This is a genomic window from Phyllobacterium trifolii, from assembly GCF_014192095.1.
GTDB lineage: Bacteria > Pseudomonadota > Alphaproteobacteria > Rhizobiales > Rhizobiaceae > Phyllobacterium > Phyllobacterium trifolii.
On the sequence record NZ_JACHXN010000009.1, the window covers coordinates 210900 to 236202 of the forward strand.

At 55.6% G+C, this 25303-nt stretch carries 22 protein-coding genes; 13 read left to right on the forward strand and 9 right to left on the reverse strand.

What is annotated here, in order from left to right; all coding sequences use genetic code 11:
* Positions 1-6: 6 nt before the first annotated feature.
* Entirely contained in the window at positions 7-1473 is a 1467-nt protein-coding gene (arcD, locus tag FHS21_RS15715; RefSeq protein WP_183662688.1) for an arginine-ornithine antiporter, read from the reverse strand.
* Positions 1474-1721: 248 nt separating this feature from the next.
* Between arcD and FHS21_RS15720 the strand changes: the two genes are divergently transcribed.
* The 4 genes from FHS21_RS15720 (at position 1722) to FHS21_RS15735 (ending at position 7891) form a co-directional block, all read left to right on the forward strand.
* Positions 1722-2756 carry an HlyD family secretion protein gene (locus FHS21_RS15720; protein WP_376772118.1) on the forward strand — a complete coding sequence of 345 codons (1035 nt, stop codon included), beginning with the start codon at positions 1722-1724 and terminating at the stop codon, positions 2754-2756.
* A complete protein-coding gene (gene rbbA, locus FHS21_RS15725; protein WP_246411062.1) occupies positions 2756-5467 on the forward strand; it encodes a ribosome-associated ATPase/putative transporter RbbA in 2712 nt (903 codons plus the stop codon). Before FHS21_RS15720 ends, rbbA begins: the two co-directional genes overlap by 1 nt.
* 2 nt (positions 5468-5469) lie before the next feature.
* Positions 5470-6588, forward strand: a complete 1119-nt coding sequence (locus FHS21_RS15730) for an ABC transporter permease (protein ID WP_183662689.1) — start codon at positions 5470-5472, stop codon at positions 6586-6588.
* A 61-nt stretch (positions 6589-6649) separates the two neighbouring features.
* Positions 6650-7891, forward strand: coding sequence for an MgtC/SapB family protein (locus FHS21_RS15735; protein WP_183662690.1), 1242 nt, complete (start codon positions 6650-6652; stop codon positions 7889-7891).
* A 41-nt stretch (positions 7892-7932) separates the two neighbouring features.
* On the opposite strand, the gene FHS21_RS15740 is transcribed toward FHS21_RS15735, so the two are convergent.
* Both FHS21_RS15740 and FHS21_RS15745 read right to left on the reverse strand, forming a co-directional pair.
* The gene (locus tag FHS21_RS15740) at positions 7933-8325 is read right to left on the reverse strand and encodes a c-type cytochrome (RefSeq protein ID WP_183662691.1); all 393 of its coding nucleotides are present in this window, start codon (positions 8323-8325) and stop codon (positions 7933-7935) included.
* A gap of 3 nt (positions 8326-8328) precedes the next feature.
* Positions 8329-9894, reverse strand: coding sequence for a bifunctional aminoglycoside phosphotransferase/ATP-binding protein (locus FHS21_RS15745; protein WP_183662693.1), 1566 nt, complete (start codon positions 9892-9894; stop codon positions 8329-8331).
* A gap of 194 nt (positions 9895-10088) precedes the next feature.
* On the opposite strand from FHS21_RS15745, the gene FHS21_RS15750 reads away from it, so the two are divergent.
* From FHS21_RS15750 to FHS21_RS15760, 3 genes are all read left to right on the forward strand, one after another.
* Entirely contained in the window at positions 10089-10925 is an 837-nt protein-coding gene (locus tag FHS21_RS15750) for a universal stress protein (RefSeq protein WP_183662696.1), read from the forward strand.
* Positions 10926-11023: 98 nt separating this feature from the next.
* A complete protein-coding gene (locus tag FHS21_RS15755) occupies positions 11024-11674 on the forward strand; it encodes a BON domain-containing protein (protein ID WP_183662698.1) in 651 nt (216 codons plus the stop codon).
* A 66-nt stretch (positions 11675-11740) separates the two neighbouring features.
* Positions 11741-12724, forward strand: a complete 984-nt coding sequence (locus tag FHS21_RS15760) for a zinc-dependent alcohol dehydrogenase family protein (RefSeq protein WP_183662787.1) — start codon at positions 11741-11743, stop codon at positions 12722-12724.
* A 315-nt stretch (positions 12725-13039) separates the two neighbouring features.
* Here FHS21_RS15760 and FHS21_RS15765 read toward each other — a convergent pair whose 3' ends face one another.
* The gene (locus tag FHS21_RS15765) at positions 13040-13570 is read right to left on the reverse strand and encodes an Hsp20/alpha crystallin family protein (protein WP_183662700.1); all 531 of its coding nucleotides are present in this window, start codon (positions 13568-13570) and stop codon (positions 13040-13042) included.
* A gap of 1523 nt (positions 13571-15093) precedes the next feature.
* Here FHS21_RS15765 and FHS21_RS15770 point away from each other — a divergent pair.
* From FHS21_RS15770 to FHS21_RS15780, 3 genes are all read left to right on the forward strand, one after another.
* Positions 15094-16596, forward strand: a complete 1503-nt coding sequence (locus FHS21_RS15770) for a hypothetical protein (protein ID WP_183662701.1) — start codon at positions 15094-15096, stop codon at positions 16594-16596.
* 324 nt (positions 16597-16920) lie between these two features.
* Positions 16921-17253, forward strand: coding sequence for a four-helix bundle copper-binding protein (locus FHS21_RS30720; protein ID WP_246411063.1), 333 nt, complete (start codon positions 16921-16923; stop codon positions 17251-17253).
* Positions 17254-17359: 106 nt separating this feature from the next.
* Entirely contained in the window at positions 17360-17950 is a 591-nt protein-coding gene (locus FHS21_RS15780; RefSeq protein ID WP_183662705.1) for a c-type cytochrome, read from the forward strand.
* 268 nt (positions 17951-18218) lie between these two features.
* Here the strand turns inward: FHS21_RS15780 and FHS21_RS15785 are convergent, their stop codons facing one another.
* Entirely contained in the window at positions 18219-19547 is a 1329-nt protein-coding gene (locus tag FHS21_RS15785) for a glucoamylase family protein (RefSeq protein WP_183662707.1), read from the reverse strand.
* 185 nt (positions 19548-19732) lie between these two features.
* Between FHS21_RS15785 and FHS21_RS15790 the strand changes: the two genes are divergently transcribed.
* Positions 19733-19891 carry a VOC family protein gene (locus FHS21_RS15790; protein ID WP_183662710.1) on the forward strand — a complete coding sequence of 53 codons (159 nt, stop codon included), beginning with the start codon at positions 19733-19735 and terminating at the stop codon, positions 19889-19891.
* A gap of 92 nt (positions 19892-19983) precedes the next feature.
* Here the strand turns inward: FHS21_RS15790 and FHS21_RS15795 are convergent, their stop codons facing one another.
* Positions 19984-20574 carry a P-loop NTPase family protein gene (locus tag FHS21_RS15795; protein WP_183662713.1) on the reverse strand — a complete coding sequence of 197 codons (591 nt, stop codon included), beginning with the start codon at positions 20572-20574 and terminating at the stop codon, positions 19984-19986.
* A 269-nt stretch (positions 20575-20843) separates the two neighbouring features.
* Between FHS21_RS15795 and FHS21_RS31545 the strand changes: the two genes are divergently transcribed.
* Complete coding sequence (locus tag FHS21_RS31545; protein ID WP_183662790.1) at positions 20844-21086, forward strand: DUF1194 domain-containing protein; 243 nt, start codon at positions 20844-20846, stop codon at positions 21084-21086.
* A 458-nt stretch (positions 21087-21544) separates the two neighbouring features.
* Here FHS21_RS31545 and FHS21_RS15805 read toward each other — a convergent pair whose 3' ends face one another.
* Positions 21545-22543, reverse strand: a complete 999-nt coding sequence (locus FHS21_RS15805; protein ID WP_246411056.1) for a zinc-dependent alcohol dehydrogenase family protein — start codon at positions 22541-22543, stop codon at positions 21545-21547.
* A 130-nt stretch (positions 22544-22673) separates the two neighbouring features.
* Between FHS21_RS15805 and FHS21_RS15810 the strand changes: the two genes are divergently transcribed.
* Entirely contained in the window at positions 22674-23543 is an 870-nt protein-coding gene (locus FHS21_RS15810; RefSeq protein WP_183662716.1) for a LysR family transcriptional regulator, read from the forward strand.
* Positions 23544-23841: 298 nt separating this feature from the next.
* Here the strand turns inward: FHS21_RS15810 and FHS21_RS15815 are convergent, their stop codons facing one another.
* Together FHS21_RS15815 and FHS21_RS15820 are read right to left on the reverse strand one after the other, a co-directional pair.
* The gene (locus tag FHS21_RS15815; protein WP_183662719.1) at positions 23842-23997 is read right to left on the reverse strand and encodes a DUF3563 family protein; all 156 of its coding nucleotides are present in this window, start codon (positions 23995-23997) and stop codon (positions 23842-23844) included.
* A 754-nt stretch (positions 23998-24751) separates the two neighbouring features.
* Positions 24752-24988 carry a helix-turn-helix domain-containing protein gene (locus FHS21_RS15820; RefSeq protein WP_183662721.1) on the reverse strand — a complete coding sequence of 79 codons (237 nt, stop codon included), beginning with the start codon at positions 24986-24988 and terminating at the stop codon, positions 24752-24754.
* Between the last annotated feature and the right edge of the window lie 315 nt (positions 24989-25303).

The window sequence follows — 25303 nt, forward strand, 5'->3', positions numbered from 1 at the left end:
ATCCTTTCACAGGGGGCTTATGGTACCGGTCCACATCTCGTAGGCGGCGATGATGCCGACCAGGACGAGGGCGATGGCAAGAAAAGCCTCGATGGGATGAAAGGCCTTTTGGCCAGTTTCGCGGCGGGCCAAGGCGTAGAACAGAATTCCCGGTGCGTAGAGGATGGCGCACATGAACAGGTAGGATGGGCCGGCGGCGTAAACCAGCCACAGTCCGTAGACTGTCGCCAGCAGGCCGGCGAAAAGCGGGCCGGTTCGCTGTTCGCCGACCCGATAGCTTTCGCCGGTTATTGCCAGCTTTGCGGCGTAGGCACCCGAGAAGATGTAGGGCACCAGGATGGCCGCGGAGGCGATTGAGAAGAGCGCCTGGTAGGTGCTGTGTGCGAAGAGCGTGATCAAAAGAAAAGCCTGCACCAGCAGATTGGTGAGCAAAAGCGACGCCGATGGCACCCCCCGGCTGCTTTCACGCGCAAGAAACTTCGGCATTGTCCCGTCCTTGGCCGCAGCGAACGGAATTTCCGCCGCCAACAACGTCCAGCTGAGAAATGCGCCGACCACTGAAACGATCAGGGCAACGTTGATAAGGATGGCTCCCCATGGTCCAACCACCGCTTCAAGCACGCCTGCCATGGAGGGATTTTTCAGGGCCGCAAGCTCAGGTTGACTGAGAATTCCGAGGGAAAGAAGGGAAACGAGTGCGTAAAGCGCAAGACAGGTGAAGAAGCCGAGCACTGTCGCCATGGCGATGTCGCGGCGGCGTTCCGCCCGCGCGGAGAAGACGCTTGCTCCCTCGATGCCGATAAACACCCAGAGCGTCACCAGCATGGTGCTCTTCACCTGGGCGGTAATGGAACCAAGGCCGGCATTTCCCAGAGAGGTAAAATCAAGCGAGAACACATCGATTTTGAACGCGACAACCGCGACGCCGATGAAGAGGATTATCGGGGCGATCTTCGCCACAGTGACGATGAGGTTGACGATGGCCGCCTGGCGGATACCGCCGAGGATCAGAGCGTGAAGCAGCCACAAGAGTATCGACGCCCCCAGAACGGCTTGCCAGGTATTGCCGTCGCCGAATGATGGAAAGAAGTAGGATAAAGCGCTGAACACGATCACCGCATAGGAGACATTGCCGACCCATGCGCTTATCCAGTATCCCCAGGCGCTGTTGAACCCGACGAATGGTCCAAACCCGGCCTTCGCATAGGCGTAGGGTCCGGCTTCGAGGTCTGGTTTGCGCACGGCAAGCGATTGGTAGACGAAGACCAGCGCCAGCATGCCGATGGCCGTGATTCCCCAGCCGATCATGATAGCCAGCGGACCTGCGCCAGCAGCCATGTTCTGCGGCAGGCTGAATACGCCCGAACCAACCATCGAGCCGATGACCAGGGCCGTCAGGGCTCCAATGCGAAGTTTGCCGCTCGCTGCGTCGGGCGCAATTGCGGTGGCAAGTCGGATTTCGGTCGAAGCCATTGCTTCCTCCCCGGGTTTGAAATCTGAGTTGCGGCAATAGAGCCGAAATCACGCCGACCGGCTTTGATCCTGGTCAAAGGTGATCGTTCATTGTCAGGAATGCGCCGCATGTCTGCGGCGGCGAATGACCTTGCCCATTCTGGAAATGATCTAGATCAAGGAGCTTGCGGCGCTGAAACGTTATGAGGTTTGCGCGGAGATGATTCATCGCTTGCCGCGGCACTGAAATCTTTCCCTGGAGCAAACTCGTGCGCCGTCTTCATACCTTATCGTTGCTGCCCGCGGTTTTGGCGCTTTCGACAATATTGGCAAACAACGCAATCGCCGAAAGCGGTGCCTCGGCTCTGGGCAATCGCATCCAGACCTTTTGGAACGATGTCACGGGAAAAACAATTCCGACCGGCATCAGCTCATCGAACGGGCGTGTGGAAGCCGAGCAGGTTCTTATATCGGCGAAATTTGCTGGTCGGGTCAGCGAAGTTCTCGTAGACGAAGGGCAAACCGTCGACGCGGGAACGGTCATAGCGAGGATGGATGTCTCTGATCTCGAGGCACAGCTTGCCGGTGCGCAAGCGCAAGTGCGGCGTGCCGATAAAGCAGCGACCGAAGCCAAAGCGGCAATAGAGCAGCGCGAGAGTGAGCTTGTTCTCGCCCGACAGGAGCTTGAACGGGCTTCAGCTCTGCGTGAGGGAGGGTTTGGCACGACGCAGGCCCTGGATTTGAGGCGCAGCCAGCTCAATGTGGCCCAGGCGTCGCGTGCGGCGGCAGTCGCCAATCTCGACGCCGCATATGCATCAACGGATGCCGCTAGTGCCGACGTCGCCCGTATTCGTTCACTGCTTGAGGACTCTGTGCTGAAGGCTCCCCGACGTGGCAGAGTGGAGTACAAGCTCGTGCAATCGGGAGAGGTTGTCGCAGCTGGTGCTCCAGTGGTTACGCTTTTGGATCTTTCAGACGTCTATATGACAATCTTCTTGCCCGCCCACGCGGCAGGACGCGTTGCATTGGGCGATGACGCCCGGATCATACTCGATCCCGCGCCCGATTATGTTGTTCCTGCGACTATATCCTTCATCGCAACGGAGGCGCAGTTCACACCAAAGACTGTAGAAACAACGGACGAACGCGAAAAGCTGATGTTCAGGGTGAAGCTGCGGATCGCGCCCAGTCTGCTCAGACAATACGAGACCAGGGTGAAGGCCGGGGTGCGTGGCGTCGGCTATGTCCGGACCAGCCAAAAGGCCAAGTGGCCAAACAATCTTACAGTAAAGCTGCCAAACTGATGGATGCCGCAATCCGTTTTGAGGGCGTCGTACACAGATACGGCAGAACCGCTGCCCTGGATGGGATTGATCTTGCTATTCCGCCAGGCTGCATGGCGGGATTGATTGGTCCGGACGGCGTTGGCAAGTCTACACTGCTTGGGCTTGCGGCAGGAGTGACAGCTATCCAGCAGGGTGAGGTCACAGCCCTAGCTGGCGACATAGCCGACCCATCGGTACGTCGAACGGTCTGCGCGCTGGTGGCGTACATGCCCCAGGGGCTTGGCCGGAACCTCTATCCGACCTTAAGCGTTGCCGAGAACCTCCATTTTTTTGGGATGCTTTTCGGCCAGAGCAGTGCGGAACGAAAGGCGAGGATCGACGAACTTCTGGAAGCGACAGGGCTCTCAGATTTCTCCGGCCGGCCAGTCGGCAAGCTGTCGGGCGGGATGAAACAGAAGCTCGGGATTTGTGCGGCTCTGATTCACGATCCGGACCTCCTCATTCTCGATGAGCCGACCACCGGCATCGACCCGCTGTCGCGGCGGCAATTTTGGGAGCTGATCGCCCGTATGCGCCGCCGGCGACCGGCGATGAGTGTCGTCGTCGCCACGGCATACATGGAGGAAGCCGAGCAATTTGATTGGATCGCGGCAATGCATGGGGGCCGGGTGATCGCCACGGGGTCTCCGGCCGAGTTGATACGCAGCTCCGGACAACAGAGTCTTGAAGGCGCGTTCACCGCCTTGATGCCGAGCGCAGAATCCGAACGTGGCCAGGTTGTGCCGCCCCCGCAACGCGTGGTTTCCGAAAGCAAACCCGCGATAGAAGCTCACGGCCTGACCCGCCGTTTCGGCTCATTTACAGCTGTTGATCATGTCAGTTTCAGTATCGCCAAGGGTGAGATATTCGGTTTTCTTGGGTCCAACGGCAGCGGCAAGACCACGACCATGAAAATGCTGACTGGCTTGCTGCCGGCCAGCGACGGTGAGGTGCAGCTGTTCGGGCGGCCGCTGGATGCGCGGGACATCGAGACACGCAAACGCGTCGGATACATGTCCCAGTCCTTTTCCTTATATGGTGAACTCACGGTACGGCAGAACCTCTTGCTGCACGGGCAATTGTTCGCAATACCCAGCGAAAGACTTGAGGCACGCATCAGGGAAACGATCGACAGGTTTGATCTGGCCGCTGTCGCGGACGAGTTGCCGGAAAGCTTACCTCTCGGAATACGTCAACGGCTCCAGTTGGCGGTGGCGGTTCTCCATCGGCCGGACATTCTCATCCTTGACGAACCGACCTCCGGCGTCGATCCGATCGCGCGCGACCGCTTCTGGCGGCTTCTGATTGAACTGTCGCGTGCCGATGGCGTCACGATTTTTCTTTCAACACATTTCATGAACGAAGCGGAACGGTGTGATCGCGTTTCCCTCATGCATGACGGCAGGGTGCTGGCAATAGGCAGTCCCGCAGAACTCAAGACCAAACGCGGGAAGAGCACTTTGGAGGAAGTTTTCATCGATGTGCTCGAGGGGGCGGGAGCGCGCCGTCAAGCCGATGCCGAACCGATGTCCGTTCCCGCTTCGGCGCGATCCGCCTCACGTTCCGTCGATGCACGTCGGATGTGGGCCTACTCATGGCGCGAAACGCTCGAAATCATCCGCGATCCAGCAAGACTGGCTTTCGCGTTTCTGGGGCCAGTTCTACTGCTCCTGACCTTCGGTTATGGAATCTCGTTCGACGTCGAGCATCTCCCCTTTGCCGTATTCGATCAGGACCAGTCAGCCCAGAGCAGGCAACTCATCGAAAGCTTCCAGGGCTCGCGATACTTCACCGAACAATCGGCCATCGCTTCTGCAGATGAAATGGAAAGACGGCTCAAGGAGGGTGAATTGAAAATCGCGATCGAGGTGCCGTCGGGTTTCGGCAAAGACTTGCTGCGGGGGATGAAGCCGGAAGTTGCAGTGTGGCTTGACGGCGCGATGCCCTTTCGAGCTGAGACGGCTCGAGGGTACATCTCCGGACTTGCCCTGGGATATCTCAACGACGCGGCCATGCGAAAGAGCGGCCGCGACAGTCCAGCATACCCCTTCGGCATCGAAGAGCGTTTCCGGTACAATCAGGCATTCAGGAGCGTAAACGCCATCGTGCCCAGCGTGATCGTGCTGATGCTTGTTTTGATCCCTGCCATCATGACGGCGATCGGCATCGTCAAAGAAAAAGAGACGGGCTCGATCTCCAACTTCCAATCAACACCAGTCCGGAAACTGGAGTTTCTCCTTGGCAAGCAGTTGCCCTATGTCGGCATTGCGTTCGCAAGCTTTCTGACGCTTGTGATGCTGGCGCGTGTCGTCTTTGACGTTCCTCTCAAAGGTTCGTTTGCGATGCTTGCCGCAGCTTCGCTTGTCTATGTCGTGGCCACGACCGGCTTCGGACTGCTCGTGTCGAGTTTTGTCCGCAGCCAGGTCGCGGCAATCTTTGCCACGGCAATCATAGCGATGATTCCCGCGGTGAACTTTTCCGGCCTCCTCGTCCCCGTGTCCTCTTTGTCGGGCGGCGGGCGATTGATGGGGCTGTCGTTCCCCGCGGCATGGTATCAGCCGATCAGTGTGGGGGTGTTTGCCAAGGGGCTTGGCTTTGCCGAACTTTGGTTCAACCTTGCTGTTCTCGGAGCCTTCGGCGTGGCGTTCATTGCCGCGGCCGCAGTCACCCTGCGCAAGCAGGGGGCGTGACGTTGGACCGCCTCTTTAAAATCTTTCTGCTCGGGGTCAAGGAGCTACGTAGCCTCTGGGCGGACCCCGTACTGATCGTACTCATCGTCTACACCTTCACCTTCGCCATCTATGCCGTCGCGACGGGGGCGAACTTCGAAGTTGAGAACGCAGCGGTGGCGGTCGTCGACGAGGATCGTTCGATGATCTCTGCGCGGTTGCGTGACGCTTTGATCGAGCCCTTCTTCAAAAGGCCGGTCTTGGTCAATGCGAATGAAATCGACGAGGTGATGGATGCTGGCCGGTTCGTCTTCGTCATCGAGATCCCACCGAAATTCGAGCGAGACCTGATCGCCGGACGTCGCCCAACGGTGCAGATCGACGTCGACGCGACGGCCATGTCACAGGCAGGAAACGGAGCTTCGTACATTCAGAACATCATCACGCAAGAGGTTGCCATCGCGTTTCCGGACTCCTCCAGCGCACAGCCATTGAGCCTTGTGGTTCGGGCCAAGTTCAATCCCAATTTGCGCTCCGCTTGGTTCACTGCGGTGATGCAGGTGATCAACAACGTCACCATGCTGGCGGTCATTTTGAGTGGTGCGGCGCTTATCCGGGAACGCGAACACGGTACCATCGAACATTTGCTCGTCATGCCGGTGACCCCGATCGAAATCATGCTGGCAAAAATCTGGGCGAACGGCCTGGTTATCGTCGCGGCGGCCACCCTTTCGCTCATCGTGGTCGTCGAGCGTCTCCTCGGGGTCCCAGTCGCGGGATCGCTTGCGTTGTTTGTCGCCGCGACGGTACTCTACCAGTTTTCGGTGACGGCTCTCGGTATCCTTGTGGCGACCTTCTCCACGTCGATGGCGCAATTCGGTTTGCTGGTCATGCCGATGCTCGTCATGATGAACCTGCTTTCGGGAAGCACAACCCCCATGGAAAGCATGCCAGGTTGGCTGCAGAACATGATGCAGATGTCCCCGTCCACCCATTTTGTTGCGTTGTCGCAGGCAATACTCTACCGCGGTGCTGATATCCGGATTGTCTGGCCAGAGATGGTCATGCTGTCCGGAATTGCCAGTCTGTTCTTTTTGATAGCCGCTCTGCGCTTCCGCAAGTCACTATTGAACGACCGATAGCCTTGGAGGCGCAAATGGCATTTCACTACGAATGGCGATCACTCCGCAGGACGACCCGACGATGGATGAGCTGATCCTACGAATGGGCCTTGCACTGGCAATCGGCACGTTGATCGGCCTCGAACGAGGCTGGCGCGAACGGGATGCACCTGGTGGAAGCAGGACTGCAGGTATTCGAACCTTTGGCCTGGCGGGACTTTTTGGTGGAATACTGGCTGCTGTAGCCTCGGCCTTCGCGGCTCCTTCCGTTTTTATCGGAGGCTTTGTTGGTTTTTCGGCAATCTTTGCCGTGTTCGAGTATCGCGAGACACAAAGAGACAATGTCTTTTCGGTGACGAGCACCATCGCGGCAATGTCAGCCGCTGCTCTAGGAGGATTGGCGGTCGCCGGCGATTTTCGGGCAGCAGCTGCAGGAGGGGCAGCCATTGCATGTATTCTGGCTGGCCGGGAAGTCCTGCACGGTCTACTTAAGCGATTGTCGTGGAACGAGCTCAGGTCAACGCTGACTCTTGCAGCCATGACCGCAATTGGATTACCGCTACTCCCTAACCATTCTATCGATCCGTGGGGAGGGTTCAACCCATTCGATATATGGCTCTTGACCGTGCTGAGCGGTGCGATTTCCTACGTCGGCTACATCGCGGTCCGGATCCTTGGTCCTAAGGGGATAATTCTGGCGAGTTTACTTGGTGCGGTTGTCTCGTCAATGGCGGTCACCGCCGCTCTCGGACGGCGGGCCGGATCTGGAGAACCCGTTTCCCTGCTGGCGGCCGGTGCGAGTTTTGCCGGTATGATTTCCATCATTCGGGTTGGTCTGCTGACAATATTGATCAAGCCTGCACTTATCACCATCATCCTTTTACCATTGTTCGTGGCTGCGATGGTTTTTGGTATGAGCGGTGGGGTCTTGTCGTTTCGCGCGCAAGCTGCTGTTCCAGAGCATCAACCTCGAAACCCTTTCGACCTTGTATCACTTTTGATTTTTGCGGCGGCTTTCGCGGTGATCTCGACTTTGAGCGCAGGACTCGTGCAGCACTTCGGTATTGAGAGTATTCTGTTGACGTCGACCTTGGCAGCTATTGCCGATGTGGACATCGCTGTCCTGAGCGCGCTGCGGCTAAATACAGATCCGAGTAATCAAAGGGTCCTTGGCAATGCTATTTTGATTGCACTGGCCACCAACGGCGGCGCGCGCGTAATCTTGGCCGCAGCTACAGGTGGTCCGAACTATGCATTGCCGCTGATGGGGATCACCTTGCTGGCACTTGGATTCGGCGCGGCATCGCTCTTGATCTATTGTTGACGAGCCCGGGTATCACGGACGCCTTTGGGTTCGCCTCTCGATCATTTTTCTTGGATCGTATCGAGGTAGCGGATGATGCTTGAGATCTCTTTCGGTCCAACCTGAAACTCCGGCATATCAGGATGACCAGTGGATATGCCTTCGGCCAATGACTCCTCAAGATTGATCAGCGGATAGCGTTTTGAAAGGGTGCGAAATGCAGGAGCGTCGGGATGCCTGCTTTTGCCGCTCCGCCCGACTGCATGGCAGCCGGAACAGTATCTCTCCACCAAAGATTTGCCGCCGGCCACTGCCGATCGTTGGTTGGTCGCGTTTGCTGGCGTTAGGCTCGACACCAGGAAAACGAGCAACGAGATGAGTACGACATAGGTACCATTCGAGGCAATCCGCCTCTCGCCATGCCTTGTCAGCAGCAGCCGCTTGATAGCGCACATGGCCTAACACCCCACGCATGTTCGTGCAGGCAAAGTAACCTGACTGCATGCCGTCTCAATCTCCTCGAGGACCAGCTGGACAATGGTATCAACCGATTGGCTGGCGTCAATGTGCCGCCAACGGACGGTACCGGCATCATTGGCCTCCTGCATCTCCAGTACCTCTACGGTTGCATCTGACGCACTGTTCCTCCGCGCTTCTATCCGTGAGGTTAATGTTGAATGATCCGCCTTGAGCCAAATTCCCACGAACGGGGCTCCAAGTGCCTTCCCAACACGTTCGATCAAAATCCGATTGCAGGACTTGTCAAAAACGGCATCGACAATGACAGAACCCCGGCAGGTCAGTGCGGCTCCTGCTTTATCGCACAGGGTTTTGTAGACGCGTTCTGAAATCTCCGGTCGATAAGCCTCAGCGGGAAGTCTTTCGGTCGCTCTCACTCCGAACATAGCCTTGCGTATGCGGTCGCTTTCAAAAATTCGCGCGCCTGGCGCGCATCCGATATACGGGGCCAGTGCCTCTGCGATGGTTGACTTGCCGGATCCGCTCAACCCGCCGATCGCGATCAGAAGCGGTGAGGGCGGAACCAGCAGAGCAATCGCAAGATTGAAGTATGATCGAGCCTCCTGTCGGAGCCTGGGGGACTTTTCCGTGCCCAATTCCACCTGGGTCGCGGTGACGTGGGCTCGAACCGCAGCACGCAAAGCCATGAAGAAAGGAAGGATTGCAATGCCCTCGTCGTCACCCGCTAAGTCGAGATAATGGTTCATGACCAGATTTGCGTGTTCGCGCAGGTCACGATGCCAAAGGTCCATCAAGAGAAATGCAAGATCATAGAGGACATCGACAGTCGCAATCTGGTCGTTGAATTCGATGCAATCGAAAAGTCTGGGTCCATCCTCGGTCAGATAGATATTTCGCAGATGAAGATCTCCGTGGCAGCGCCTGATCATCCCCGCAATTTCGCGGCGGTCGAGCTGTTTGCGATGCGCTTCGACTGCTGTCCGGAATGCTCCGCTCACCGCCTCAACTTCGGACTCGGAAAACACGTGACTTGTTGCAAAACCGCGCTCGTTGATGTCGAGCACCGCTTCGATATTGGACGAACCGCTATTGGCGTGGACAGCAGCAATTGTCCGATGGAATTTCGCGATCTCCAGCGCGGTAGTGTCCATCAGCGTAGGCGTAAGTTGGCCCGCTCCAGCCATCTTGTCGAACAAATGTTCTTGGGAAAACCGCCGCATTTCAACGACAGCATCGATCGTTTCATTTGTGCCATCAAAACACAGCTTGCCATTAGCACCGCGCGTAATCCGACGAACGCCCAGATAGAGTTCCGGTGCTGTCTTGCTGTTGAGCTCGACCTCCTTCACACAACAGGCAAGCCGCAGTGCCGGCGTCGAGAAATCGGCATATGGAAATTTGACAGCGCGCTTAAGTTTGAACGCTCTGTTTGCTATGAGGAAAACCAGCGATATGTGCGTTTCAATCAGCTCGACCGTGCCATCCAGGCCGTAGCTTTCAGGACGTTTTAAGAACTCGATCGTCTCGTTTTGATCATGACACATTGTGTCGGCTTTCCAGCAGTTGCTCTCGTGCACCCACCACCACGCGAACGCATTCAATATTCCGAATTTCGCGCAACTCTACCATGGCGACGCTTGTGTGAGTTGATCTGGATCAAGGCATTCGTGCGCAGGACTGCATATCCTGTGACTTCAAACGTCCAAACTTGGGCGCAGCAGCATTCAGGGGAAAGCCAATGTCTTTCAAAACGATACTGTGCATCGTCGGCATGAAGGTGGGCGATACCGATCTCAAATCGGCCGTTGACCTCTGTGCTGAGAACAATGCCCACCTTTCGGTTCTGGTCATCTCATTGGCTTCGCCGCCTCCGATCGGAGACTACGCATCCACAATTTCGGATGCCTGGCTGGAGGAGCGGCAACAAGATCTTCAGCAGCTGGAAAAAAGAACCAAGAAAATCAAGATGTTTCTGAATGAAGCCGGCATTTCCGCCTCGGTCAGCAGTGAATATGCCGAGTTCGTCTCCGTAGCCGGGGAGATCGGGCGCCATGCCCGTTATTCGGATCTGACTTTTGTTGGCCCCGAAGTCCTGAAATCCGAGGTACTCAAATCCAAGGTGGTGGAGGGTGCCTTGTTCGAATCCGGCAAGCCCGCTCTGATTGCGCCTTCCGGAACAACACCGACGCTAACTCCAAAGCATGTGCTCCTGGCATGGGATTCGCGTGTGGAAGCTGCCCGCGCGGCCCGGGAGGCGCTGGATATGCTCATCAAGGCCGACGACGTTCACCTGACACTTGTCGATCCCGACGCGAGCTCGGCGATGAATGGACCGGAACCCGGAGCCGATGTTGGCGCTTACTTGGCCCGCCATGGGGTGAAGGTGTTTGTGGACAGGCTGCCGAGCGGCGGCAACCCGGTAGCGGATGTTCTTAATCAGCACGCCGTCGACATTGCCGCCGACTTGATGGTGATGGGCGGTTATGGGCATTCGCGTCTGCGTGAACGCGTGTTCGGCGGTGTGACCAAATCAATGATTGACGCTCCGAAATTTCCCATCCTCATGGCGCGCTGAGTTGATCCGCGTCAATGCCGAAACACCGTCACAAAACCATAATCGATCGTTGGAAGGAGCGGCGGTTCCGTCTGCTTCGAAAAGAAAGGACACCCACCATGAGCGATATTATTTTAAGACAGAACGTCATTGATGAACTTGAATTCGAACCGAGCATAGATGGTGCACATATCGGCGTCACTGCCGAAAATGGTGTGGTCACACTTTCAGGTCACGTCAAAACGTATGCTGAGAAGAACAAGGTTGCCGACGTGGTTTGCAGGGTAAAAGGCGTTCGCGGAATCGCCCAGGAAATCGAGGTTCGTCCACGTGGGGAACATCGTACCGCCGACGATGAAATCGCCAAGCGGGCATTGAGCGTGATCCGCTGGAACACAGTTATTCCTGAAGGAGCTGTTCTGGTCAAAGTGCAAAATGGCCTGGTGACGCTGACGGGCAAGGTAGAGTGGAACTATCAGAAGATTGCCGCTGCCGAAGCCGTTCGCGGCCTGAGTGGTGTAATCGACGTATTCAACCACATCGAGGTGCAACCACGGGCCACTGCCTATGATGTCAAGCAGCGGATTGAGGATGCGCTGAAAAGGGCAGCGGAAGTCGAAGCGAAGAGCATCATTGTGGATGTTGACGGCTTTGGGAAGGTGAAACTCGAGGGAAGCGTGAAAGCGTGGTCGGAACGCAAGGCTGTCGAGCGTGCAGCCTGGTCAGCGCCCGGCGTGAAAATTGTGGACGACCGCATCGTCGTTGTATGATGGTCCGTGGGACGCGGAATTCGGACACGCGTTTCACTCATGTTGGAAACGGCCATGAGAATGGAAATGCATGCAATGGTTCTCCATAAAACTGGAGAACCACTGGTCCTTGAAAAACGCGAAATTCCGCAGCCGGGCAAGGGCGAACTGCTGATCGAAGTCGAGGCCTGCGCCGTGTGCCGTACAGACCTTCATGTGGTCGACGGCGATCTCAAAGATGCACGGCTGCCGCTCATACCCGGACATGAAATCGTCGGGAAGGTCATTGCAGTTGGAGAGGGTGTTGTTGCAACGCGTCTCGGGCAACGTGTCGGCGTCCCGTGGCTGGGACACACGTGCGGGCGATGCGATTATTGCAGGAGAGGGGCTGAGAACCTTTGCGACGAGCCCATATTCACTGGTTACACCCGTGACGGCGGGTTCGCTACGCACGCAATTGCCGACGACAATTTCTCCATTGAGCTTGATCCGGACGCGAACGCCGTTTCTCTAGCACCGCTGTTATGTGCCGGCTTGATCGGTTGGCGTTCACTCAAGAAGGCCGGCGACGCCAGGAAAATCGGACTTTACGGTTTCGGTGCCGCGGCGCACATCATCGCGCAAATGTGCAAGTGGCAAGGGCGGGAGGTCTATGCGTTTACCCGTAAAGGAGACTTGCAAGCACAGAGCTTTGCTAAGCAATTGGGTGCCACATGGTCGGGCGCTTCGGACGAAAAACCGCCAGAGGAACTTGATGCGGCGATCATTTTCGCGCCGATAGGCGATCTTGTACCATCGGCCTTACGGGCTGTGCGCAAGGGTGGCTGTGTTGTCTGCGGCGGTATTCATATGACCGACATTCCGAGCATGCCATATGCGACAATCTGGGGTGAACGCAAACTCGTCTCAGTCGCGAACCTGACCCGCCAGGATGCCAAAGATTTCTTTCCTGTCGCTGAAAAAGCCGGAGTGTTGACAACTACAGTCGGCTATAAGTTGGAAGACGCGAATACCGCGTTAGAGGATCTACGATCCGGACACTTGAGCGGAGCGGCAGTAATTATCCCTTGAGGAAGTCGGCAGGTATCATAATGGCCCAACCTGCGAGGGCGGACACGCGTGCAGTTCACGACAGTCATCCTTCCAACATTCGGATTCCGTATCGTTCGCGCAATCGACTGACGGAAGTCTCATCGACGGCGAGATATCTTGCGATCTTATCGTCGCTCATGCCCAAATCGACCAATGTTGCAAGCGCTGTCTGAGGCCAAGGCTTCAGACAGCGTTCCGCACGACAACGGCGCATTTCTACATTCGAAGATTCATTCATGGCCTTCCCTTATTGAATCACTCGACGTCAGGGCACACTTGGTGCGCAAGCGCAGTTCATGCTGCCTTGATGGCAATCTTCTTGTTGGTTTTCTGCGCCTGAGCGGTTTTGGGCAGCTTTAGCTTGAGCACGCCTTTGGAAAAACTTGCCTCGATCTTGTCCGCATCCACCCCTTCAGGCAGCTGGAAGACGCGGTGAAAGGATCCATAGCGTCGTTCAGAAAGATAATAATCCTTTTCGCGCTCTTCCTTCTCCTCGCTTTTTTCGCCCTTGATGGACAAGGTATGGTTTGAAAGTTTGATCTCGATATTCTTTTCATCCATTCCTGGAAGTTCTGCCGAAATCTCGTATTCCTTGTCCTTCTCGACCATATCGGTCGCTGGCGCTATCTGCCACGCAGCTGGATGAGGAACCTCAAACCCGAAGATGGAGCGGCCGAACGGCAAGCGCCACGCGGAAGGACTGAAGTCATCGAAAATCCGGTCGATTTCATGCCGCAAGTTCTCGAATGTTGATCGAGGCGAACTTGAAGTGACGCTCGTTTTCTTGTCGGATTTGATGGGAAGTTTGGTCGTTGTATCGGTCATATTCTTTCTCCTGTTTCTTCTCTACTATTGCAGGAAGATTGTTGCTGCCCACGTTTGGACACGATGCTCCAAACACAGACAACTCGCCGATGTGCGGAACTCGCGGTACTCGCCAGAAAGCTCAGCGCCACGCAGACAATGAATGCATCAAACCAAGATCTCGATCCCGCAGCATTGATTCGGATCAATGCGCGGATCGTGTGGGCCATGCTCTCGGTCGGCACAGCTTACGAGCCCGAGCTGTCAGTGAAAGCGGGCTGAAGCGAAGCGATCGAACAAGGAAAGGAGATCCCACCAGCAATTGCAGCAAAGGGCAGGAGATGGCGAAACGGTCACCCCGTCGCTTCCAGAACCTGATCTGTGGAGCGGCATGGCGCCAGCCAATGTCACGGGGGATTTGAGGTGGAAGCGCCCATTATCGGACTTTTCAAAGGAAGGTTTGCTGGCACTCTTGGGGAGACGCAGCCATTACGAATCGTGCTCTAGTGACATTAATGATCAATACCCTGCGCCGTCCTGCGAGGCAGCGCAGTAGTACTGAACATGACGTCGCGTGCGAGGCCGCAAATGGCGCGGCGTATCACGCAAGAGGCATTGGGACAGGGAATTCACTTTCAAAGAGATAGATCGAGTTTCTCGGTGGCAGACATACTCGGCTCGGACGACAGCGCAAGCAACTGTAGCCAGGTGCGGATTCCATCATAGAGCCGGCTTGCGGCCTCGTTTGTAACTGTTACGTACTTAGAATTACCCAGCTCCGGTTATATCATCGCATCAGCCTTCAGTGTGTCGTCCGGGCACAGCACCTGATCGAGTGTTTCATCAGGCATCAAGCAGCACGGATTTTCCGAATTGCTTTGCATCCGCTTCGCGACTTCGGGTGCAATGGTCGATTGATCAGAAATGAATTGGGCCACACCGTTACAGGAGTGGCAATGCGCATCAGCCGCTTTGCGGGAAGTCCAGAGTGGTCAGGGGGTCGATTTTCGCTGGGACGTTGGAAATCACCCTCGGTATCAACGACGACATGCGGTGAATGCTCGACATATTGAAGTCGTGAAGGGAAGGGGACCATGAGTAAATCCGACGTGAAAACAGACGGATCGAAGAAAGACGTCGAGGAGCCTCGAGCAACGGGCGGGACCTGCAATGAGCCCGATATGAAACCGGACAGGGAACCGTGCTCGCCGAATGCCGCCGCCAGCTGCAACATAAACATCCATATCAAAAGCACCGGCACCATAAACATCTACAATTGCTCCACGCCCTGCGAACCCAAAGGCGGCGGCCCAAAAGACTGCGGACCTGCTAAACCTGCCGGTTCTTGTCTTGCCGTACCAGCCGGACGAAAACACAAGCTCAGCCGCGAGCAAAGGCTGAGCAAGTGGAGCCAGGGGACACCTGTGCCAAGTGCGTTGGCGGCAAGCACGCTTCACACCATTCGGCGATACCTTCTCAACAAACCGCCAGCGAATGCTTTGGAGAGTTCGTCGTTTTCTATCTTGTCCAGAATGACGCCTCAGATGCGTGAAGTGATGTCCTGTGCGGTGTCCTCCTACGACAGACTGCCGAAAGAGGAACGGAAGAAGCTTTTCGACACATCGTTGGCTTTGGGTGAGGATCAGCCGATAGATGCCGACACGCTGTCGACTGCAGTGCTGCAGGAGCTTAGCAGGCGCACGAGCCTGGTGATTTTTAATGATCCAGAAGGGTCCGAACAGGAACGGCCGGGACAAATCCGCGTCTACGAACCTGTCGGAGAAGATTTCTTCACCCAGGTCCGAATCTGCCGGATCAATGACCTGCGTACCGCAAGTTACATTCCTACGCTTACTCCGGGAGACCTTCTTCCCGACGAAGTGCAACACGATTGTTCGTCCCAAATTGTCGACGGCGCGGTACAAGTCGTTTGTCAGGTTCGAACTGACGATTGTCCCGGTCACCGTTTCAATGAGGAAGTCTGTTTGCGCGTTCTCGATATCGAGGCGGGCAACTCAGTAGTTCTGCGGGGTGTGAACTACTTCAGCACCGAGGCGAAGGTCAGATTGACCTCACGCCCCCCGGCGACAGTCGTCCGCGAAGTAGATGCGCATGTTTTTGGAGACATCACAACGCCAGTCAGGGAAACCAATGCAAACGGCGACTCAGTGCTGATCAATGATTGCCGCGTCGATGACAGAATTACATTCCGGCTCCCTGACGACTTGCCGCCAGCGATTTACGAGATACAGGTCGTTGTCCCGAATATCACTGGCATCGCTTCGTTGGGACCGTCGATGATTTCCAATACCGAGTTCATCAACGTATTGCCAGCATCGACGGCGAGGTTTGAGATAACCGCAGAACGCCTTGGATGCCGGAAGGAATCGTCGCCCACATGGGCCGGTTCTGACGAGGTCGGACTGACGTTCCTGACGATCGCGCTTTTCCCTGATCTTACCATGAGCGAAGCCGTTACCAACAAGTTTCCGATATTTGGAGATGTCGATTCCGCGGAAAACCGCACATTGAACCGCGTGCTCTTCGAACAGCAACAACCGATCGCCGCGATCGTCGTCACGGCGCTCGGACATGAGGTCGACGGCCAAGATGCTTATGACAACATGATCACCGACTGGAAGGACATCTTCGTCGATCTGGTCAAGGATCAATGGAAGTACATCACCGCCGGTCTTTCAGCCGCGGGGGGAATTGCGGCTATTGCCAAGCTCGGACCGTATGCATGGATCGCCATCGGAATAGGAGCATTGGTCACAGCGGGCATCGATCTGATCATTGCGCTGTGGGCTCCCGCCGATCTGATCATCGAGGACAGCTTGGGGTACTCGACAGGCGATCTGACGGCTTTAACGAGCGAGAATTATCCCGCCCCATCCACTTCAAGCTACGTCACCGCAGGCAAGATCACTGTCAATCCGCAATTTGTCGACAAGATACCGCTCCAATATAGGGTGCGGCATGATTACGTTGATCATGATGAGGACACGCGCTACGACATCACGTATCGGATCAATCGCGTAGCATAGGCTCACTTTCAAAGGACGGTTAGCAGCCGTCCCACCTTGCCCACCAACGTTCGCCGATCGACATCGGAAAGTACTAAATTAGACAATGCGCTTATAAACTAGTTCCGCGATGACAAAAGACCCTGACGTCGCATTCGTATGCGGCATGATCGTCCACCATCAATAGGCGATCGACATGGCCAATGCCGAACTCAAGAACGGTAACGACAAATGGGCGAAAACATGACCCAGAATGTCATCGACGCTCAGACCAAGGAAATCGCCGACATGACCGCCTGGTTGGACAAGCAAGCCAAGTGACGTTGAATGAAGGAGAAACTCATGATGCACCACACTGATGCCGAAATGAAAGCCTGTATCGATGAATGCCTGGCATGCTACGCAACTTGCCTTTCGATGGCGACGGGTCATTGCCTCGAATTGGGAGGCAAGCACACAGAGAAGAAGCATTTTACGTTGATGCTCGCCTGCGCCGAGATCTGCCGCACTTCGGCGCATTTCATGCTGCTCGGTACACCCCACCACAAGCACACATGCCGCGAATGTGCCGAGATCTGTACCGAATGTGCCGATGATTGCGAACGCATCGGCGATATGCAGGACTGCGTCGATGCCTGCCGTCGTTGTGCGGAATCGTGCAACAAGATGGCTGCCTGACATGACGACGACAAACGGGTGGCGGAATCGTTCGCCGCCCATGAACGACGCTCTCGTTTCCAGTAGGCGAAAGCCTACCTAATCTTCAAAGTCGCAAGGAGCGGAAATGCTATACCGGAATGCCGATTGCGGCATTTTGTTGAGGTTCACGCATGTGGGCGCAGTTTTTGCCGTCGCGGTTTTCGTCGTTGGCGCACCTGCAGATTCCAACTCGCCATCGGACATCATCAAGGCACGCCAAGCTTCAATGAAGGTCATGGCCGAAGCCGGCAAGACAATTGCAGGCATGTTCGAGGGCAAGCTTCCCTACGACGCGATGACTTTCAAAAAATCGGCGGAGACTATCAGCCGGCTTTCCGGCGATGCAATGGTCATTGAGTTTCCTGCGACAACGCTTGGACCTCCGTCAGCGGCCAAGTCAGAAATCGACCAGTCACGCGAGGAGTTTGACGCCTTAGCCCGAAAAGTCGCGTCGTTTGCCACTGTGATTTCCGCAGCAGCCGACAAAGCCCCAAACGGCATCACACAGGATATGAGAATGGGCTCTTCCTCCACCATGGGCAGCAGCCTCTTGGGAAAGCGCAAAGTGCCCGCTGGCAAAGAAGACGCGACCAAACTGCCGGCCGAACACGCCTTGCATTTGATGCTCCAGGAGTGCTCGAGCTGCCACGCGAAGTTCAGGGAAAAAGTCAAATAAGGTAAAGTCTTTGATGCCGTCTATTCAAAAATCGAGGAAGACCCCACGTCCAACCAATCGACTACATCCTGGTTGGCAGGTTTGTGCTTGCGGCCTTGAGCGCTGCCTACGTTGCGTGGGATAAATTCTGCAACAATCCCGAGCCGGCTGTGATGAAGTGGCACCAGGAGTTCACTTTTCCCCGCACCCTCGAATAACATGTCTCCACTGACTATAGACTAGATGATAGGTTCTTGTTCTCGAGTGCTGAAAGCGATGCGCCGTGGGCTCAAGCCAGCGGCTGTGCTGCTTGCGAAAGCTGTGCCAGCCAGCCGCCTTCAAATCCTGCCCGTTGCAAACCCCTGCGGATGTACGAGCATGAGCGCATCAATCGCCATATCAGTCCGTTTCGTTCGTTTTCAATCATCAGGACGATGGGGCCTTCGTTCAGACCAAAGTGCCAGGGGGAAATCCACCAGCCAAAGGCGTTGTCAGGCTTCCCCGGGTGCGTCGGATTGAAAGATGCCTTGAAGCCATAGTCGTTGGCGGTCTTAAGCTTAGCCTGATGGGTGCAGAAGCTGATGGTCGGCCGGACAATTTCCGGAGCGAACGGCAGTGACGCCACGACGGCCCATGGAGCGAGCGTGCCGTCGTCGGGGCCATAGGGGACGCCGCGTGCAACGTAGTCCTCGAATCTGCGCTCGATGCCATGCAATTTGAGCGTGGCGGGGCCGGGACCCTCGCTGGCGGTAATGCCCCAGCAATGTTCGCCATAGCCCTCGAAACCCCGCGGATTCTCAATGGCGTAACGCTGCTGGACGAACGTGGCCCGCCGGCTGTTCTCGAAATAGTCGCTTTCCTTGCTGCGCATGAAGGCGTCCTGAATGCCGCGGAAATCGATCCACACGTGCGAAAGCTGATGGATGAAAAGGGGCCCGGCATATAAATAGTCATAGCCGTAGCAGTTCTCCCATCGGAAGGTGGCGGCCCAGGCAGCGTAGCTACTGGCGGGTAGGGGATGTGTCGGAGAGCCAAGTCCCAGAATATAGAGCAAAGCCGCCTCGTCGTACCCTTCCCAGCGATGCTTCACAAACCCGAGTTCCGGGGTCCAACCGTGTGTGACAGTTTCTGCTCCGTCCTGCGCCCATTGCCAATCGGCGCGGCAATAGAGCGCGTCGGCCAGGGAACGAATTTCGGCCTCGGCTTTGGAGCTCGCATTAAAAAACTCCGCGGCGGCCAGCGCACCTGCCAGTAAGAATGTGGTGTCGATCGTCGACAGCTCGCAGCGCCAGGCGCGCCGGCCAGTCTGCATATCCAGAAAGTGGTAATAGAAGCCGCGATACCCCGTGGCGTCCGGCTCGGGCCCATGTGGGCTGTTCCAGAAAAAGCGGAGCGTCGCCAGAGTCCGTTCCACGGCGGCGTTTCGGGTCATCAAACCCCGTTCAACGCCCACAGGATAACAGGCTAATGCAAGTCCGGTGGCTGCGATGCTGGCGGGCCAGTTCGTTTCAGTTTTGTCGGCAATGAGACCGTTGACGGGGTTAACTTCATGGAGGAAATAGCTAAACGTCTCCTGCTGGAGCGTGTCCAGATCGTCGTTCGCAGTGACAGTTTTCACATTAACCCTCCAGGCTTAATTTTCGGCGGCACTCTCATCTAGCGGGGTTCACGCTCCATGACTGCAGTCCCTTCCTTCACCCTGGCACTCGCGTGCATCTCGACGCGGTCCCCAAACGAAAGCCCCGATCGGACCTCTGCCATTCAATTGTTGAGCTGTCCAATCCTCACGGGAGTGACGCGGGCATGTCCGTCCTTAACGCCCGCTGGCCTCTGTTCCGTCAGCCAAAAGAGAGCTGGTATCGCATCGGTGCCAGCGAAGAGAGCGGTTCGAGAGAATTTTTCGTTCAGGATCCTGACGGATATCTTGTTCGCCTTTCACAAAAATCGACAGGCGCGTTGTAAATCGGCGAAACGCTTGTCCAGAACGCGGTTTCCAGCCAACTTTCCTGATCCCAAGGCAGATTGCCCAACTGTTTCAACTTGGTCAACAGGTGCTATTCCCTCCGCGAAGCTAGTGGACTTCCTCCCAGCGTCTTTGGATCCGGCAGATCGGCGAGCACCCGCGAGACGAGAATCCAAGGCGCTTGGGTTCCATCAAGATGCAGCACAGGGGCAATTTGGGACTTCAACCACGCCTCGTGCCGAGCTAAATTCCGTCCTGGAAAATCCGGTCTGTCATATTGAGCAGCCCAAGCGGCAAACGCCGTATGGATTGCGTACATGTCGCCCGATGGCAATATTCGGTTTCCATATCGTTCGTGTTCCCGCGCCATGAGCCGTTCCATCCGAATTGGCGTCGGGGTGTATAAAAAGACAATGAGATTTACCTTCTCGATTAAGGTATCTCCCCAACCGTCGAATGATCCGGACAAAACCCATCCATCCTCGCCTAGCGCTTCTTCGATCAGGCGGACGCGATCAGCAGGAGGACGCTTGGTCGAGAACGGGGGATTGGTCGGGTACCAATAGAAGTCGTCACAGTCCACATGACGAACTCCCAATGCTGAGGAGAGGCCACCTCCCAGCGTTGTTACCCCTGAGCACGATGCTCCAGTAATATAGATCGAGGGTTTCTCCAGTTTCATTGTCGACCTTTTGAGGGACAGCGCGGTGACATCCTAATAATACCCATAAGCTGTCCTCGCTGCCACCTGTCAGATCTTCGCCCCACTCAACAATAAAAACGAGTTTTCTAACCTCTTCGGGTAAGCGTTCATGCCACATCCATGCTACGTTGGACATTAACTCGTCGCTGGCCGGTCCATGGGGGTGGGTAAATGCGCAAGGCGTTGCTTTTCGCGGCCGCAGTTTCGGCCGCTAGAATCCATTCTCTCAAGCACAATCCTGCGTGGATATGGCGCTCGTATTGGCGGTGGACGGTTCAAGCAGCATAACCGATGAGGAATACGAGTTTCAAAAAGCCGCGATTGTCTCTGCCTTCCGTGACTGGACCGTGCTGTCAGCCTACGATCTTCTGGGAGCGTGGCAGTTGCAGCCGAGGCGCGCGCCAACATTGCAAGTTTCTCGAAGACAAACCGGGCTGGACCGTCCAGAAGGAGGCCGTGTTTCCGACAACGAAGCAACCGCAGTACACTGAACCGCTTCTCAAGACATATCTCGCCGATCTCGCCAAGGCGCGGCTGCCGAAGAATTAGCATCGGTCGAGAACTGAATTTCCAGATGCAATTGATACGGAGGGCGGCAGGAAGCGGAGTAACAGGCTTGATGGTTTGCCACACGGCCGAGTCAGGAACTGCCGCAATGGCATCGAATTGTGAGCTGCTGTAAGATATTAGCCGGCGTGCACCTCACTCGATGGGGCCAGATATGAAGCGCCACCTTGCAGTCCTGATCGCCGACGTCATTGGTTACAGCAGTTTTAAGCGAAATCGACGAAGAGGGTACACGCGTTCATCGGGCGGCACCTCTCAGCAGAAGAATGAGCATTTTTTATCAACCAGCCAAACAGGTTTGAGTTCTCGGTCGTGAAATTAAGTGGCCACATTGTGATGATCGGATGGCATGTCCACGCAACCGTTTGCAATTGATCCGTGATTATTCCGCTACATCGATAACGACTTTGCCTGTCGCGCTTTTCAGTTCGACGGCGGCATGGGCATGCGCTGCGGTTTTCAAATTGAATCTGGTGGGATCGACGTTCGGCAGGATTTTTCCGGCCTCGACGAGTTTGGCGGCCTCGCGGAGGATATCACCGTGATGTTGTCTTCCTTCACCTGACAAAATTGGAAGAAGGGTAAAGACACCGGAATATGTTGCTGCTCTGAACGATAACGGGGCAAGGGCATGTGTTCCCCAACCGAGGGCGCTCACTACGTGACCAAATCGTTTCACCGCATTGAACGAGTTGTCCAAAACCGTACCGCCTACACTGTCGTAAACCAGGTCGAAACCTCGTCCATCCGTTTGCTGGGCCACATACTCTTCTACTTTCTGATCGCGGTCTATGGCAACTGCGCCCAAAGACTCAATGAAGCCTTTCTGACTTCTGGATCCGGTGGCATAAACTTCAGCTCCGAAAGCCCGACCGATCTGGATCGCGATATGACCCACACCTCCGGCTCCGCCTTGCACCAGAACCGTCTGTGTGGGGGAGACATGAGCGCGGTCTACAAGTCCCTCCCATGCGGTAATGACAACAAGCGGCAAGGCCGCCGCTTCCCGCATGCTGAGATTGGAAGGCTTGAGGGCGAGCAGCGCTGCGTCAACGGCAGCGTATTCGGCGAGCGAGCCAGGCTTGCCTCCAATGCCGCCCGTCATACCGTAGACTTCATCGCCCCGCTTGAAGCTTATGACGTCCGGCCCGACCGCCTCAACGGTCCCTGCAAGGTCCATACCAAGGATGGCGGGAAGGGGGTGTCTGGCATGAGCCGCGCTGCCGGCCCGAATTTTGATGTCGAGGGGATTGACCCCGCTCGCACTTATCTTGACCAGCACTTCGCCTGGCTGCGGCACAGGACGCGCGACATCAGTGTGTTTGAACGCACCACCGTAGTTTTCGAGGACAGCTGCTTTCATAGATTTTGGTAACGTCATCGTCGGCTCCTTGCGTAACGACAAGTTATTTATAGCCAACGTTATTGTTTGGACACCATAAGTATCGCATGATCCCCATGCAAAAATGTTTGCCACTAGCTGTTGGTCAATGATCCCCGGAGTCTACACTATGGAATGGAGTGATCTTCGGATTTTCCTTGCCATCGCGAGGGAAGGCACACTCGGCGCTGCAGCCAGGAGACTCGGCCAGACGCAACCGACGATGGGCCGGAGACTAAGGGCGCTGGAAATGGCTGTTGGCCAGACGCTCTTCCAAAGAACCGCCGACGGATTTGTACTGACGGACGAGGGAGCAGCTGTCGTTGGTCATGCCGAACGCATGGAAGAAGAGGCCTTGGCGTTTGGGCGGCAATTGGCCGGCCAAGAGCAACATCTGGACGGGCAATTGCGCATTTCATCGTCGGACTGGTTCGGCACTCACGTTCTTGCGCCGACGGTGGCTGATTTCAATCTGAGACACCCGCGCGTGACGGTTGAACTTTTGACTGACGCCCGCACTTATAGCCTGGCGCGCCGCGAAGCGGATATTGCCTTCCGCAACATACCGTTTGAAGAACCGGAGGTTATCTCACGTCGCTTCATGACGTTGGAGTACGGTCTCTACATGCGGTCCGGGACGAAACAACCCAAGGTAGGGGATGGTAGGGGATCCACACTTGTCACCATGGACATTGCCTTCGGCGGCATGCCAGATGTCGCTTGGCTGAAACGTGTCCTGCCAAATGCCGACGTGGTATCGCGCAGTAACAACAGGGAGGTCCAGGCTCGCTTGTGCGCGCTCGGTGCCGGCCTTGCCGTCCTTCCTGTAGCGCTCGGTGACAAAACGAACGGTATCGAACGTATCAAGGTTAGTGAAGAGCCCCCGCAAAGAACCGTTTGGGTGGGGTATCACCGGGACCTGCGTAGACTGGCTCGGTTGAGGGCCTTCCTTGATCTTGCCATCGCGCCACATCCGCGGATGACTAAAAATGGAGAATAATAGGCCCAGCTCCAAAAGCGATGTTTGTTTGATCAAGGCCAAGTCAAGGAAGGGTCTCAATCTGACGTCATTGCTACCTCCTGCCGAAAAGAAACGGCGCTCAACCCGTTGCCGAGGAGCGCCGTATTGCCCCGGAGATAAACGAGCGTCATTGCTGGCTGCTGTCAATCTCAATTACGGGTGGACCGGATAGTTGGGTGCAGCAAGAAGCAATTGCAAGGGAAAGGAAATCATCCTTGCAGCCTCGCTTACGGTTCCACAATACCCAAGGCGAGAGGGCACCTTACCAATGGCAGCTTTAGTAGTTTTTCTGCCGGAACATGCCGCGATCAATCTGACGCTGGCGATATTCGAGATCAATGATTGAGCCAGCTTCGTTGAGATAAGCTTCTTCGCGGACTTTCGCGTGATCGTGAACGATGAATTCCCTAAAGCGGCTGAGATAGTTCTTCATGGTCTATTCCTTTTGCTACGACAAAAGATATGGACCCATGCTGCGGTGCACAATGGCGGATTGACCATATGTCCTATGCGCTCAGCGCATTCCTAAGAGGTTCCTTGCGTAAAAACCCATTGCGATTGCAGTCGCTCCAGAAACAGTGTGGCTTATGTCGGACAACGCTACGCGACAATTGCCATGAAATCGCTTTATGCTTCGGGATATGATCGAGCCGATGCTTGCATCCTCGGCGGTGGTCATCCGCGACCACGTGCGCCACTCCGATCATTCCCGGTACGATGGATGCCTTGGCGGCGCTCAAGCTCCTGCGAAACGCCGATGTGCCAATGGCGCTCGTTCATGACGAATACGGTCACTTTGAGGGACTTTTTATCCCAGAGGACCGCAAACTGCGGTTTCGGAAAAAAAGCAACATCTGCAAAACCGCTCGTGAGTTCCAAATAGTGCGGTTTCGCTCGTGTAGCTGGGTGAGTTAGTGATTGCTGATCCCAGTTTTTACGAGGCTTTAAGAGCAATCGCAGGTGAATTTGAACCGATCTCCCGTTGTGACCTTCAAATCAGACCATTTGTTGCATATGCCGACTTGAATGAACGCAACGGCAAGCGGTTCTGTTGCGGTCAATACTTTTCGACAGACTACTTGTTGCTTGCAGCCGCGCATCCACAATTGGGAACAAGGCACCTGGTGGCGGCCGTTTTTTCCTAATTCTGTTTCATCGGCTAGCGCCGAATCCATTGCCAAGACTGACTATCGGTCCAATTTGACCCGTATCCCCGGAAATTTCGTACTATCGTCCTCAGGTAAAAAAATAATACCACTGCGCTCTAGCGCCTTTTGAACCACGCGCATGGATTCAATTAGAGCATCGCCCTTTTCAATCCTATAAATTGTGCGCGGACTTACCCCACTCAGCTTAGCGAGTTCTTGCTGGCTGAGATTTAATGCGGCCCTCGCTGCGCGAAGAAGTGCTGGTGGTGCGTCCATTTTAAATTCTGTGACATGAACTCCACCAGATTGCTATTTTCGCGCCAGCCTTGCAGAAAATCAGATACATCGATCTGAATTTCCGATAGATCTAGCGGAAAATCCGATAGCCGTGTATGACGTAAGCAGTTCAGGCCGAATCACCACCTTTATCTTTTGAAGGATTCAGGAGAGCAGCATGGGAAGAATTCGCGAATTAATGCGATTAGAATTGAGGAACTCACCTGCGACATTTCTCGCATATTGTTCGCTGGTAAAATCGTGCCGGGGCCTAGCACCTTTATGGGCCGGCGAATCCTTCGTTTTAATTGTCAT

What these genes read in the sequence shown, in the direction of transcription:
- FHS21_RS15765 (WP_183662700.1), bottom strand. Translation starts at nt 13,570, where the DNA reads ATGACCGATACAACGACCAAACTTCCCATCAAATCCGACAAGAAAACG.
- FHS21_RS15735 (WP_183662690.1), top strand. Translation starts at nt 6,650, where the DNA reads ATGGATGAGCTGATCCTACGAATGGGCCTTGCACTGGCAATCGGCACG.
- FHS21_RS15810 (WP_183662716.1), top strand. Translation starts at nt 22,674, where the DNA reads ATGGAATGGAGTGATCTTCGGATTTTCCTTGCCATCGCGAGGGAAGGC.
- FHS21_RS15790 (WP_183662710.1), top strand. Translation starts at nt 19,733, where the DNA reads ATGTCCGTCCTTAACGCCCGCTGGCCTCTGTTCCGTCAGCCAAAAGAG.
- rbbA (WP_246411062.1), top strand. Translation starts at nt 2,756, where the DNA reads ATGGATGCCGCAATCCGTTTTGAGGGCGTCGTACACAGATACGGCAGA.
- FHS21_RS15750 (WP_183662696.1), top strand. Translation starts at nt 10,089, where the DNA reads ATGTCTTTCAAAACGATACTGTGCATCGTCGGCATGAAGGTGGGCGAT.
- FHS21_RS15815 (WP_183662719.1), bottom strand. Translation starts at nt 23,997, where the DNA reads ATGAAGAACTATCTCAGCCGCTTTAGGGAATTCATCGTTCACGATCAC.
- FHS21_RS15820 (WP_183662721.1), bottom strand. Translation starts at nt 24,988, where the DNA reads ATGGACGCACCACCAGCACTTCTTCGCGCAGCGAGGGCCGCATTAAAT.
- FHS21_RS15780 (WP_183662705.1), top strand. Translation starts at nt 17,360, where the DNA reads ATGCTATACCGGAATGCCGATTGCGGCATTTTGTTGAGGTTCACGCAT.
- FHS21_RS15770 (WP_183662701.1), top strand. Translation starts at nt 15,094, where the DNA reads ATGCGTGAAGTGATGTCCTGTGCGGTGTCCTCCTACGACAGACTGCCG.
- FHS21_RS15760 (WP_183662787.1), top strand. Translation starts at nt 11,741, where the DNA reads ATGCATGCAATGGTTCTCCATAAAACTGGAGAACCACTGGTCCTTGAA.
- FHS21_RS15755 (WP_183662698.1), top strand. Translation starts at nt 11,024, where the DNA reads ATGAGCGATATTATTTTAAGACAGAACGTCATTGATGAACTTGAATTC.
- FHS21_RS30720 (WP_246411063.1), top strand. Translation starts at nt 16,921, where the DNA reads ATGCACCACACTGATGCCGAAATGAAAGCCTGTATCGATGAATGCCTG.
- FHS21_RS15740 (WP_183662691.1), bottom strand. Translation starts at nt 8,325, where the DNA reads ATGTGCGCTATCAAGCGGCTGCTGCTGACAAGGCATGGCGAGAGGCGG.
- FHS21_RS15745 (WP_183662693.1), bottom strand. Translation starts at nt 9,894, where the DNA reads ATGTGTCATGATCAAAACGAGACGATCGAGTTCTTAAAACGTCCTGAA.
- FHS21_RS15805 (WP_246411056.1), bottom strand. Translation starts at nt 22,543, where the DNA reads ATGACGTTACCAAAATCTATGAAAGCAGCTGTCCTCGAAAACTACGGT.
- FHS21_RS31545 (WP_183662790.1), top strand. Translation starts at nt 20,844, where the DNA reads ATGGCGCTCGTATTGGCGGTGGACGGTTCAAGCAGCATAACCGATGAG.
- FHS21_RS15795 (WP_183662713.1), bottom strand. Translation starts at nt 20,574, where the DNA reads ATGAAACTGGAGAAACCCTCGATCTATATTACTGGAGCATCGTGCTCA.
- arcD (WP_183662688.1), bottom strand. Translation starts at nt 1,473, where the DNA reads ATGGCTTCGACCGAAATCCGACTTGCCACCGCAATTGCGCCCGACGCA.